A 13,732-nucleotide genomic window follows, 5' to 3' on the forward strand; every position below is an offset into this window, starting at 1 on the left:
ATTAGGGTTTAAAACCTGCTGTCGTTTTTCCTGATTTCTTCGATTCGATTCTTTTTCTCCCAAGCTTCTTTCTGCTTCTGCTGTTCAGTTATTGGTGCCGGTTGTTTTGGTCTGGGCGATTTTTTGTCAGAGATCTGAGTTGAAACTTTTTGCTTAGTTGATGTATTAGTGACTGGCATTTCAATAGCTGGATTTTTAACTTTCGCCTGCTTGAATGCCATATCGAATGTTTCCTGTGAAGAGTTGGGTGCGACATATCTATCGAGACGCGCCTCTCTGGCCAAGGTTTGTGGAGCGCGTTCAGGAGAACGCGAATAGTCCGGTGTTATAGAACGGGCCCTTGCCGAAGGCTGACGCACGGTTGGTCTTGAAGGTCGAGTAGACACAGAAAGTTTTCCCAACTCATCGGTGACGTTCACTAATTGTCGAGAACCACGGCCTGCTGTTTTCGCGGCATTTGAACCAACCCTACTGGCCACCGCTCCGACTACATCGTCGCCGCCAGCGTACATAAACAACATAGCAAGCCTGGAAAAAACTGAGTGCCCTGTTTCATCCTTGAATCGAACCGGATTCCCCAAACAATACATATACGCATTCAATCCCCCGACACCAAACGGGCTCCAGCTATCGGGGCCATGAAACCGCATCAACAACGGATTGAACGCCCGATACCCATTACCCAACAAGTACCACCCGGTTTGCGCTTCCCGTCGTTCGCCGTTGTAACCCAAATGACCGCTCACGGCCGGGTCAGCCCCACGATGGCCGTACGCCGAATACACCACTTCGCTACGCCCATCCTGGCTGAGTTCGCACAGCACGCTGTTCTTGTCATCACTGGCCAGCAACAGGGACTTTGGGCCAGCACCTGCCTGGAGCTCGGCGAGCACAATCCCGTCGGCTCTTACAAAGGTACTGTTGTTGGCACCCTTGATCTGGTTGGCCAATTCACCGCCCTGGTAAAAACGCTGTTCATTGCCGCCAGAAGTGCCAAGGCCGCTAAGCGTGTCCAGCGAGTCATAGTGATAGTCGGTGGCCGTTTCACCAGCCTGGGCGCTGACGCTGATCAGACGCCCCAGGCTGTCGTAACCCAAAATACGACCGACTTCGTCGCGCAGCAGATTCCCGTCGGCGTCGTACGTAAAGTCGATTCTAGGCGGATAAAGCGGATCGCCAGGTAGCGCCGGACTCAATTGATTGGTGAGCGCGGTCAACTGGCAAGGATCGTCGGCGTTCGTGTATTCGAAGTAGATCGAATGACGGCCGCCGTCAAAGGTGGTCTCCACAAAGTCCAGATTGTCCTGCGCATCAAAACCAAAAAGCTGGCCCTTGATGACTTTGCCATAAGGGTCTTCTGGCAGTTGACTGCCTCTGCAGTTGTAGTCGACCAGGCGTCCGCGTTCGTCATAAGCGTAGGTTTCGTCACGCAACGTCCCGCTGCCCTGCATCAACGTGCGCTGAGTCAGCCTGTCCACCTCGTCGTAGGTCTGGCTCAGGGTTTGTGTGATCTGATTGCCCAGGTCGAATGTACGCAGCACCTCACGGCCAAAATCATCGTACTCAAGGTCGATCTTCAGCCGCTGCGCTCCATCGACGGTTTCAATCGTCTTGAGTTGCGCCAGATCGTCATAGATGAATGTCGAGCGTGTGTCCCCAAGACGGGTGGCGATCAACTGGGCACGTGCGTTGTATTCATACTCCTGGGATTGCCCGAGGACATCGGTATACCTCATCAAGCGTGCCTGCCGGCTGTACTCGTAATACATGACCCGCGTGACTTCGCCGGTCTGCTCACGGCGTTCACTTTTCAGTTCACCGGTGCTGAAATACTCACGTGCAAGGCTATGTTTGATGCCTGACGGGTCAACTTCTTCAGTGGTCTTCAGACGCGCGTTCTGGGCGTCATAGGTAAAGATCGCGGTACTCTCCAGCGCAATCCGCTGTTCTGGATCTTCGCCCAGCTCCGGCCGATACACGTAACCGGTTTCCACCCCGCTGGGACGCTTGACGCTTTTCGGCTGGCTTTGTCCCGGGTCGAAGGTATAGACACTTTTCCGCCCGCCGGTAATGGACACGGTCATCCGATCGAGCCCGTCAAAACCCTGTTCCCCCAGCGCAACACCGTTGACACTGATCTTCACCGGAAGGTCTTCGCTGCTGTGCCCGGCATACTGGCGCTCGACTTCGTTGCTGTCCGGCAACACGGTTTTGGTCATTCGATCAAAACCATCGTACTCATAACGTGTCCAGTTGCCGGCAGCGTCGTACTCCTCGGCGGTACGCCCCGCCCCGTCGTATTGATAAACATGCTCGCTGATCTGCTGGCCGCTCAGGTCGATACGTCTGACGCTGTCGGGCTTGTCGAACAGGTTATTGGACGTGACGGTTTTACCCATGCCTTCGAGCCGCGGCGAGAGTAGAAGCCTGGTGCTGCCGACCGACGACAAGGCTTCCTGGCGTTTCGACTATGTCCCCGAGAGCGGGCTGACCTGCCTCAAGCATGTCTACACCCCCACCGGCGGCCATGAGACCGTTACTTATTCGGGCCGCCCGCATTACTTTCCGGGCGTGGCCGGGCGTACCCTGCCACGGGTGCAAGCCCACGTGCGCGACCCCGGTTTCGGCCAGCCAGCCAGCGAAACCCGTTACGAGTACGACGCCCAGGACCGTAACTTTGTGGGCTTCGGCAGCGGTCTGTCCTGGAGCGACGATGGCCTGGACAACCTTTATAAAGTGCGCTCCGCGTATGAGTACGAAACCAAAGAAATCCTCTGGGACGCCTCGGCCGGCAAAGCGGTGCGTGAAACAAAACGGGTGTTCAACCGCCTGCATCTGTTGACCCTGGAAGAAACCACGCAATACAGCAGCGATCCGGCGAAAAATACCCTGCAGACCACCGCAACCGACTACCACTTCGATCCGAGCCTGGACTTCAAGGACCAGCCACCTTTTTGCCAGCTGCCAAAAACCGTGACCCAGACCTGGCGCCACGCCAGTGCCACGGTGCCCCGGCACGCAGAAGTTACCACCACCACCTACGACAACTTCGGCAACCTGCTGACCCAGGTCAACGCCAACGGCGTCACCGAAACCAGCGAGTGGTACCAGGCACAGGCCGAGGTCGGTTGCCCGGCCGATCCGCAGGGATTTGTGCGCAACCTCAAGAGCAAGACCGTGACACCCGCCCCGTCGAAGTTTGGCGATGCGCCAACCCTGCAAACCCGCTACACCTACACCGCGCAATTGGGCCTGACCGGCAGCGGGCCTTGGTTGGCACTGCGCGATGAAACATTGCTGAACATTGTCGATGCCAATACTGCAACGGAGTTACGACTGCTGACCCATGAGTACCTCAGCACGCCCGCCAATCCATTGACCCACGGACTCATCCAACGGATGACGCAAACGCTGCATGGCCGTGCCGAAACCCTGACGACTACCCTGTACAAGTACGGCATTACGCGCAACGCCAGGGCGCAGACTATGGTCATGCGCACGGAGAGCGAACTGATCGGGTTCGATGACACGCCAGGCAAGCCCATACGCAAAGTCATCACCCAGGAACACTCACTGCTGAACGGGCAAAAGCTGCTCAGCCAGGACGACAACGACGCCCGGATCGCCTACGCCTATGACCGGCTCGGCCGGGTGATAGAAGAAATCGTCGCGCCTGACTCCGATGACTACAAAGCCAGCCGCGTCTATACCTACATGCTCACCGATGGCGTTGAGGGTCAACAGGCCTTTCAAACCGCCACAGACGTCAAGGGCGTCAAAACCATCACCTGGCTGGACGGCCACAATCGGGTCATCAAGGAAGAGCGCCAGGACGCCGATGCCCTGGGCGGCAATCCGCAAGCGTTTCGCGAAACCTACAACGCGACCTATAACAACCTTGGGCAGTTGATCCGCGAAACCATCATCGACTGGGAGGGCGCCACCGACAAGCCCTTGACCAGCCACATCCATTACGACGCCTGGGGCGAGCAATACAAGGTGATCGGAGCCGATGGCGTGGCGCAGATCACCGAAACCAACCCGCCGACGCAAACCTTGCGCAGCTGGACTGAAAGTACCGTGGCGCCGATCAAGGTCAGCGGTAAAAGCCGCACGACCATCAACCGCTTCGGCAAAGAAGACAGGATCGAGGCGCTGGATGCCCAGGACAAGGTCGTCAGCACCAGTGAATATCTGTATGACGGCTTGGGTAACTGTGTAGAACAGACCAACGAAATGGGCGAGTCCACCCGCTTCGAGTTCGATCTGTTTGCCCGGGTGCAAGCCACGATTTTGCCGGACTACACCGAAGTGCGCCGCACCTACGCCGCTCACAGTGCCGGTGAGCTGCCTATCGACCTGCGCGTTGTCGGCCCGGCAGGGCCTGTTAGTGTTGGCGCCCAGACCTTTGACGGCCTTGAACGCCGCACGACGCTGGAAGTCGGGCAGCGTATTCAGGCGTTCGAGTATCGCGGCGGGCAATCCCAGGTGAGCAAGATGACCACCGCCAGCAACCAGGAGATCACCTACGAGTACAAGCCGGGGCTAGTGGGCACGCCGGTCGGAAGTATTGCTCCGGATGAGCAGTCGAGTTTCAACTACGACGTGCGGAGTGCGCAACTGACCTTGTCGCAAAACACCCAGGGCGAGCATACCTTCAACTACAACGCCAACGGTCAGTTACTCAAGGAGTTGTGGAAAGAGGCGCGCTCCGGCAAACAATGGGAAACCCGCTACACCCAGACCCTCAACGGACGTCCGCTCACCCGTCTGGACGCCAATGGACTGGTCTGCAGCTATACCTATGACGCAATCGCCCGACTCAAGACCCTCACTCAAGGCCAACTGGTCGCCGCCTTCGAGTACGACAACCTGGGCCAGGTGAGCGAAACCACCACCCGCAATACACACACCGGGCAGGCCTTGAAAACCACCCTGACCTATGACGAACAAGGCCGGGAAATCACTCGGCTGATGGCGCTTGACGGTCACCCGGAGCAAACCATCAGTCAAACCTACCGCGATGACAGCAAGCTACAGGTTCGTCACTTGCAAGTGGGTGGCCAGACCGAGTTACAGGAAACCTTCGATTATGACCCGCGCGGGCGCATGGTGGCCTATAACTGTGAAGGCCCTGCCCTGCCTCAGGATCAATACGGCAACGCCATCAAGGAGCAGCTGTTCGAGTTCGACGCACTCGACAATATGACCGGGGTCTACACGCTGTTTGCCGACGGTAAACGTGACGACGCCATCAGCTATTTCTCTGCGAACGATCCTTGCCAAAAGGTCGAAGTCACCCACAACCACCCCGACTACCCGGCCAGTTTCAAGCTTGATTACGACAAGGATGGCAACCTGCTGCACGATGAAACCGGCCAGACACTGCACTACGACTCCCAGAGCCGATTGCTTCGGGTCACCGACAGTGGCGGCAAAGTCGTCAGCCAGTACCGCTATGACGCTCACAACCATTTGCTGGGTGTCACCCGGGGCACACAGGCTGAAACCCTGCGCTTTTATCAGGATGATCGCCTTAGCCGCACCGAACAGGGCAACCAGAAAATCGATTATCTGTACGTCGGCGATCAGCCCCTGGGCCAGCAAGAGCAGGATGATCCGCAGCAGGCTTTGCTACTGTTGACGGATGGTAAAAACAGTGTGCTGGCGGAAAGTGATCGGAATGAACTGCGTAAAGCGGTTTATGGCGCCTATGGCGAACGCAACCCGGACGACGAGTTGAAATGCCTGCTTGGCTTCAACGGCGAAGTGCGTGACGAACAGAGCGGCTGGTACTTGCTGGGGGTCGGCTACCGGGCTTACAACCCGACGCTGAGGTGCTTCCATAGTCCGGACTCGTTGAGCCCCTTCGGTGCCGGCGGGTTCAACTGTTACACATACTGCACGGGCGACCCAATCAACAATACCGACCCGACGGGGCATGCCAACCGGGGGGTTAACTGGGGTGGGGTGGGGGGTGCGATTTTGTCGGCCATCGGTATCGGACTGACCATCGCAGCGGTGGTGGTGGCTCCGCCAGTTGGCGCAGGGGCTATTGCATTCAGTATCACGTCTACAACGATTGGTCTTGGTGGTGGCGGCTATGGCATCTATGAAGGCGTCATGGGTAATACCGCTACCAAATTGACAGACCGTGAAAAACACACCACGAGTTCCCTGATCTCCGGCGGGGCAGACGTTGCGTTGGGCGGGATCTTCCTTGGGAGGGCCCTCAGTACTGCTGCCAAGGCTGCCAGAAATGCGAAGTTGGTCAACGCTAGAGACGCATTAGCTGCTAGCGGGAATCATTTTGCCCCGGGCGCAGCAAATGGAACGCCTTGGCCGCAGGGTGCGCGGGGTGCGCCTGGAGTTCCGGGGCCTGCTGGACCTGCGGGGGCAACTGGGCCTCAGGGAGCACAGGGAGTGCCGGGAGCTCCAGGGCGTCGCGGACCTCAAGGAGTTCCGGGGCCTGCAGGCGCGACGCCGAACATTCCGGCAACTTCCGTACCACCACCCAGAAGGCCAGCGGCTCAAGTTACTGATACAACTTCCAATTCTGCTTTTGGTACGCGTGAACGCAGCTCTGGATACAACTGGACAGATCGCCAAAGAGATATAGACACTCGTAAGGCAACTGGGTACGTGGGAGACGGTGGAAATAGGGTGGAGGCGAATATAACCGGTGATATTTCTCACGATCTAAGTTTAAATATTGCCAGCACCCGAGACATAATTTCTAATAATCTGGTCCTGCGCATACATCCTTAAGCCTACGCTAGAAAACAAAGAAAACCACGGGCTCCTTCTTTCGAAACAGGAGCCCGTTTTATTTCATGAAACAGATACACATCTGCAAACACCACCTCTCCAACACTGAGAGTTCTCTCATATCCCCTCCCCACCCTCCCCTCTACACTCCCGCCGCCGAGACACCACCCCCCTCCCCACTCACAACAATCGTGAGCACTTCCGGCATCGTCTCGGGCAATAAAGCCGGACTTGATCTAGCTAAGGATTTGTTACATGAAGACATCTTTGTTCGCACTACCATTGGCTCTTGCAATGGGCCTGGCCGCCACTTCGGCATTCGCCGCCGATGGTCGTATCAACTTCACTGGCAAGATCTCCAGCGCCACTTGCCCGATTGAAATCGTCAACCCTGAGAACGGCAACGTCAGCAACCTGGTGTCCCTGGGCTGGGTTGATTCCAGCGCCTTCAAGGGTGTCAATACCGTCGCCGGTGAACGGTCCTTTCAAATGCGTGTAACGCCAGGTAGCGCGTGCGTACTGGACCCTCTGAAACTCGATGCAACCGTGACCTTCAACTCGGTTTACGGCGGCGGTGGCGACCACTACGGCCTCAAACCGAACGGCTCGCCAGCAAGAGGTGTCGCCGTCGCCATCAAGGACGTCAGCGGCGCTTTCATCAAAAACGGTGACACCTCCGTCGTTTACAAACTGGACGCGACCGACCCAACGCTCATGGACTTCAGCGCCATGTACATCGCCACCGCAGCCACCGTAACGCCTGGCCCAGCCGACTCCGATGTCGAGTTCACACTCAGCCTTAACTGATCACACGCACCCGTTTTAGAACAACGGGCCTTACAGCCCGTTGTTTATATGCAATGTTTCGACACAGGGATTTTTTTTATTATGTTCGGCTTCACTAAGCACCCCGCCCAGGTCAGGTGCGGGATTTTGTCCTGCGCGTTGTTCGGCGCTCTGACCCTATGGGTTCCACACAGCCACGCAGCCTTAACAATCAGTAGTACCCGGGTGGTGTTCGACAGCGACAAGCGCAATGTATCGCTGAGCGTTTCAAACCCCAGCAATAAACCTTTTGCCGTACAAACCTGGGTCAATACGGCTGCCGACGATCAAGCCACTGCCGTGCCTTTTATCGCATCCCCTCCGCTGTTTCGATTGAATGCAGGCAAAGAGCAACACGTGCAGATCAACGGACTTCCCAATACCTTGCCCAATGATCGAGAATCACTGTTTTATTTCAATGTTCAGGAGTTGCCACAACTGCAAGCAAGCGATACCAACCAGTTGAACATCGCGCTTCGAACCCGCATCAAGCTGTTCTACCGCCCGGTCGAAATCAAGAGCAATCCAGTGGACCGCTTGCAAGAACTGCGCTGGTCGATCCAGCACATCGACGGCAAACCTCGCCTGCAAGTGATCAATCCAAGTCCATTCCACGTGTCTTTCGTGCGTGTCGAACTGCGTGCCAATGGCCAGACCGTCACGCTCAAAGAGACGCCCATGGCAGAGCCCATGGCGACCCAGCACTTTGAACTCGATGGCTTGAAGCCGACGCCGGGCATGCAGGTGAATTTTTCCGTGATCACCGACTACGGCGGCTACACAGCCCCCATGACGCTGCCGGTCGGCCTTGATTCCTAATATTGCGGACGTTCACCATGCCCTCCTTCACACACCGGCGTACGCCTGTGGCGCAGCGCTTGCTCCCGATAGTCATGTTCACCGGTGCCAGTTCGGTGCTCCTGGATATCAAATCTGCCCTGGCGGATGCCCCCGTGGAGTTTCAATCCACGTTCATGCGCCAACTGGGCAACCATGCCGGCGACGCTGGCGCGCTGGCCCTGAAAACGCTCTCCGCAAGCCAGGATCTGGCGCCGGGACGCTACCTTGTCAGCATCGAAGTCAATCGCAGTTTTTTCGACCAGAGAGAAATTGAGTTCACCGCCAATCCTCAGGGTGATGCGCTTTCACCCTGCCTGTCATGGCAACTGCTCCAGGATATGGGCGTCAGGCTCGACAGCCTGGCCGCGCCTGAAATGCCGGCCGATTCATGCGTTGATCTGCTGCGCCTGGTGCCTGGCGCATTGACTGAATTAGATGGCGGAAAACTGCTTCTCTCTATTTCCATTCCGCAAATTGCCATGCGCCGGGATGCCATCGGTTATGTCGATCCTCAACGCTGGGATTACGGCATCAACTCGGCGTTCATCAACTATCAGGCCTCTGCGCAACAGGGCCGCAATCAGTCGGGCCACAACAGCAGCCAGGATCTTTACCTCAACAGTGGTTTGAATCTGGGTGCCTGGCGCTTGCGCAGCAACAACGCCTTTCGCAGCGACTCGCAAGGCGAGCGTAGCTGGACTCGCGCCTACACCTATCTGCAACGTGATCTGCCCGGCCTGTATTCACAACTGACCCTGGGCGAGACGTTTACACCGGGTGAAGTATTCAAAAGCGTGCCGATCAAGGGCATCCAGATTGCATCCGACATGAGCATGCTGCCTGATTCACAGCAACACTATGCGCCGGTCGTGCGCGGCGTCGCGCAGACCCGGGCCAGACTGGAAATTCGTCAGAACGGTTACCCGATTTATTCCAGCTACGTCAGCCCGGGCCCCTATGAGATCGATGACCTCACAATCGGCGGCGGCAGTGGTGAACTGGAAATCATCCTGACCGAAGCCGATGGTCAGGTGCGGCGTTTCACCCAGCCCTATGCAACGCTCAACAACCTGTTGCGTGAAGGCGTATGGCGCTACAGCACCAGCCTGGGCCGTTATAACGCCCCCTCTTTCTCATCCGAAAACACATCGCTGTGGCAAGGCACCCTGGCCACCGGCGCGGGATGGAATTCGACGCTTTACGGTGGATTGATGGCCAATGAATTCTATCGGGCAGGTACGTTCGGTGTCGGCAGGAATTTCGGTTCCATAGGGGCGTTGTCGCTCGATGTCACACGTTCCTCCGCGGATATCGACTTGAAGGACGCCGGGCGTAATGTTCAGGGCATGAGCTACGCCGTCAAGTACGGCAAGTCGTTCGAAACCCGCACCAACTTGCGCTTTGCCGGTTATCGCTACTCCACCGAAGGCTATCGCGACTTCAGCGAAGCGGTGCGTGAGCGCAGTGCCGATCAGCGTTTTCGTGGCAGCCGACGCAGCCTGCTCGAAGCCTCGGTGTTTCAAAACATCGCAGCCGACAGCTCGTTGAGCCTGACGTTATCCCAGGAAGATTTCTGGCAATCCGATTATCAGCAGCGTCAGTTCCAATTCAATTTCAACAGCCGTTACAAGTCGCTCAACTACAGCCTTTATGCCTCGCAATCGCTGAACGATGAGCAGTCCAACGACCGACAATTGGGCTTGAGTGTTTCCTTCCCGCTGGATTTTGGCAACTCCACCACTGCCACCTTCGACCTGCGCGAAAATCGCGGCGAGTTGAATCAGCGGGCTTCCCTGTCGGGCCGTGGCGAAGGCGATCGACTCAACTATCGGGCGTCCGTGTCCAGTAATGAACGCCATCAACAAACCGGCGAGCTGGCAGTGGGTTATCAGACTTCTGTCGCCAGCGTCGGCGCAGGCATCACTCAAGGCAGCGCCTACAACAACCTTTCACTCAATGCCAATGGCGCGCTGCTGGCCCACGCCGACGGCGTCGAATTCGGCGCCTACCTGGGTGAAACCAGCGGCCTGGTGCATGTGCCGGATATCGCCGGGGTCGGTCTGCTGAATGCCTCCAGCGCCAAAACCAACGATCGCGGTTATGCCTTGATCCCCTACTTGCAGCCTTACCGGGTCAACCGGGTCATTCTCGATACGAACCAGCTCGATCCAAATGTCGAGATCGACAACGGCGTGACCCAAGTGGTGCCGCGTCGCGGCGCGGTAGTGAAAGCGACTTTCCCCGCTCGGACAGTGCAACGACTGGTGTTGACCACACGTGATAGCCAAGGCGCGCCCTTGCCTTTCGGCGCTCAGGTCAGCAATGCCGATGGCGAAGTACTCGGGGTTGTCGGCCAGGCCGGCCAAGTGCTGCTGGGCACTGTCGATGGCCAGCAAACCCTGAATGTGAGCTGGGGCAACGCCGCCACCGAGCAGTGCCAACTGCAGTTCAATGTTCAGAACATGCCCACGGAGCAAGGCTACCGGGTTCAAGACCTGACTTGCCGCTGACTCGGCCATTCGTTTACTCATACTCGATGCACCCTGCGGTGCATCGAGTTGTTTTTTTCAGGACAGACACAGCATGTCGAAACGATTACTGCCCGGCGCACTGTTCACACTTGCCGCCAGCGCACTGATGCCATTTGATACCGCCTACGCCACCAATTCGTGTTACTGGGGCACCAATCCAGGACCGATCCACTATGTGGCCAACGTGGGCACATTGTTCATCCCCAGAGATGCCAAGGTCGGTGATCCCGTCGGCCCGATAGAGCAGCCGTTCCTTCAGAGCGGTGGAGGATTGTCCATTCACTGCGAAACCGATGGCACTCGACTGACATTCGAGGCCGCGGCGAAAGCCATACCGGTACCAGGTCCCATTGCTAGAGTGAATGGCACCCCCATGAGTGGCACCTTGCTCGAAACCAACATCGCCGGAGTTGGCGCCCTGATCAAATTAGGCGATCCCTACGATGGTTTTACCGCTGGCTACTGGAAGCTCAGCGGCTCTGAAAGCACAGTGCCATTCAATGCGTTCATTGATTTCAGTACCCCCTTTGTCTTGCAGCACTCGTTATTGCGTGGCGTGATCACTCTGGTCAAAACGGGGCCGATCGGGCGAGGCATGCAACCCCTGGACTCCGGCAAGGAAATGATCTCGGCCTCGTTCACCGGTCTACCCAATGCGTTCAGCCTGGCGTTGAGTGGTTCGGTCACTCAGGCAGAATGCACCCTGTCGGCCAATCCGGTCAGCGCCGACCCCGTCAAGCTCGGCGACTGGTCAACTACGCAATTTACTGGCGAAGGTGATACGACCGACCCGGTCCCGTTCAGCATTGCCTTGAACTCGTGCATTTCCGACCCGCTGCCGGGCGGCACGGTGACCAATGCTCACATCCGTCTGGAGCCCATGGCGGGTTCGACGACAATCGATGCCGACCTGGGATTGTTCAGCCTGGGCAGCGGTTCTACCGCAAGGGGTGTCGGCATTCAGATACTGGGACGTGATGCCGCGACGCCTGTCACGCTGAACACCGATGTCATTCAGGGCGCCATCCCGGCCAGCGGGGGCATGCTGCTGGAGTTCAATGCCCTCTACTATCAGACCGGAGCGACGGCAGACGTCTCGCCTGGGTCGGCGGATGCATCACTGGCTTTTACCATCACCTACAAATAAACACGTTCCCCGGTAGGCCAGACCTGCCGGGGAGCGAACGAGATGCTCGGCTACGTGACCAGTTTCATCGCCATCGGTTTGCAGAGGCGGTAACTATGTCCCTGATCAAAGCTGACACTGGCATACAGGGTAAATGTCTCGTTAAGAGGCAAAGGCGCAACATAGTCCTTGGGCAGTGGCGTAACGAACTTTCCACTGGCATTGAGCGGTGTCGGCGCGTCCGTCAGGAAATCTGTTCGAACGCCGGATGCCATCGACCACACATTTATTCGCTGAGTGACCTCATGGTAAGCCCATTTATCTATTTCGATGTTGGCACCGGACAACGCCACCTTGCTCTTGGAGAGCGTCGCCGGTGAGCCGATTTGTGCCTCGGGGCAACCGACCGAGCCAAACGCTTCTCCAGACAACTCATTGATGGCCAGCGTATAAACCGCTGAGTGCTGTGTTTCATGACCGGCCCAATACCAGACCTCAACCTTGCGCCCATCGCCACTGACAGGGATGTTGGCTGCCACGACTGGAGCCGGGATAGCGAACTCCAGGCCGCCCGGGGTGGTCGGTTTCACGCCCATGACAGAGCCAATCCCACCCTCGCCGCCCAGACCGATAAAATCCACGAGCACAGCTTCATCGGGATCGACTTCCGATGCCGCCACCACCACTATCACCCCTGCTGTACCCCTGAGTGGATTCAATATCCCCGTGCCACTCGGCGTACTGTTCGCCTGCTGGACGGTTGGAAACTTGCGTGGGGTGGGTGGGCGGATATTGACGTCCAGCTTCTCGTCATTAGATAGTACAGACTTGTTTCCGGCCCTGTCACACACCCGATAGGTCGCATAGAAAACTCCGTTGGCCCTGCGCAGCAAATCCCCCGTGAAGCTCACTTGCACGGGCTGTCCGATGTCGGTTTGCTCAAGCGTCCTGGTGCCTGCCACCTCACGCCCACCGGGAGAGAGTTCCCAATACCAGGTAATGACGTCACCTACTTTCTTCACGGTGTATTCGGGCACGGTTGCCAGTACCTGATCCTGATTGACCGGGTCGGCAAGATACGCAGCAGTGATTTGATTGGGAGGGAGAACTTTGGCAGGAAAAATCAGCTTGCCGCTGGTGACAGGCGCGGTTTTATCAACAGTGACACTAACCGGAACCGATGTCCGCGCAGGCGAACCATTCCAGGGTTGCAACCGGTAATACAAGGAATGAACACCCTCATCCAGTTTTGAGGTCGGGACCTGTAGCCACAGTAACGATGGATCAAACGGGCTACCGGTCCCCTCAAAATGTTTTTCGGCGACAGGATTGTTTTCATCCCCATCCCAGATCAACTGGACGACATCGGTCAGGCCGGATACCGGAGCGTAATCACTCCATAATTCAAACTCCACACGCAACGGAACCAGCCATGCATCCTTGGGCAGCAGGTTTTCTTCACCACCAGGAACGGGTTCGAGCACGCCGATGATATCGGGAGCGGTGAGACTGTTATCAAATTCATCAAGTGGCGCGGATTTTTTTGACATGTCTGTTCCCTCACTAAGAAGCGAGCCAAAAGGACTATCGCGAAGAGTCTCTCCGGCCAATGTTGTGAAAATGCGATGTCACGTAGTTACCC

7 protein-coding genes are annotated in these 13,732 nt (G+C 57.1%); 5 read left to right on the plus strand and 2 right to left on the minus strand.

The features are described 5' to 3' along the window. Positions 1-8: 8 nt before the first annotated feature. Positions 9-2,399, minus strand: a complete 2,391-nt coding sequence (locus tag BLL42_RS01460) for an RHS repeat domain-containing protein (protein ID WP_071550459.1) — start codon at positions 2,397-2,399, stop codon at positions 9-11. Here BLL42_RS01460 and BLL42_RS30745 point away from each other — a divergent pair. The 5 genes from BLL42_RS30745 to BLL42_RS01485 all read left to right on the plus strand — a co-directional run bounded on the left by BLL42_RS30745 (position 2,398) and on the right by BLL42_RS01485 (position 12,111). Continuing rightward, a complete protein-coding gene (locus BLL42_RS30745; protein WP_071550460.1) occupies positions 2,398-6,768 on the plus strand; it encodes an RHS repeat-associated core domain-containing protein in 4,371 nt (1,456 codons plus the stop codon). The two genes, BLL42_RS01460 and BLL42_RS30745, sit on opposite strands and share 2 nt — an antisense overlap. Positions 6,769-7,023: 255 nt before the next feature. Beyond that, positions 7,024-7,575 carry a fimbrial protein gene (locus tag BLL42_RS01470; protein ID WP_071550461.1) on the plus strand — a complete coding sequence of 184 codons (552 nt, stop codon included), beginning with the start codon at positions 7,024-7,026 and terminating at the stop codon, positions 7,573-7,575. Positions 7,576-7,656: 81 nt separating this feature from the next. Beyond that, a complete protein-coding gene (locus BLL42_RS01475) occupies positions 7,657-8,412 on the plus strand; it encodes a fimbrial biogenesis chaperone (protein ID WP_071550462.1) in 756 nt (251 codons plus the stop codon). Positions 8,413-8,429: 17 nt separating this feature from the next. After that, positions 8,430-10,943 (plus strand): fimbria/pilus outer membrane usher protein, encoded by a 2,514-nt coding sequence (locus BLL42_RS01480; RefSeq protein WP_071555670.1) that lies wholly within the window; start codon positions 8,430-8,432, stop codon positions 10,941-10,943. A gap of 73 nt (positions 10,944-11,016) precedes the next feature. After that, positions 11,017-12,111 carry a fimbrial protein gene (locus BLL42_RS01485; RefSeq protein WP_071550463.1) on the plus strand — a complete coding sequence of 365 codons (1,095 nt, stop codon included), beginning with the start codon at positions 11,017-11,019 and terminating at the stop codon, positions 12,109-12,111. Positions 12,112-12,161: 50 nt separating this feature from the next. Here BLL42_RS01485 and BLL42_RS01490 read toward each other — a convergent pair whose 3' ends face one another. Further along, entirely contained in the window at positions 12,162-13,640 is a 1,479-nt protein-coding gene (locus tag BLL42_RS01490; protein ID WP_071550464.1) for a hypothetical protein, read from the minus strand. Positions 13,641-13,732: the final 92 nt, after the last annotated feature.

Origin of the sequence: Pseudomonas frederiksbergensis (genome assembly GCF_001874645.1) — a bacterium.
Classification (GTDB): Bacteria; Pseudomonadota; Gammaproteobacteria; order Pseudomonadales; family Pseudomonadaceae; genus Aquipseudomonas; species Aquipseudomonas frederiksbergensis_B.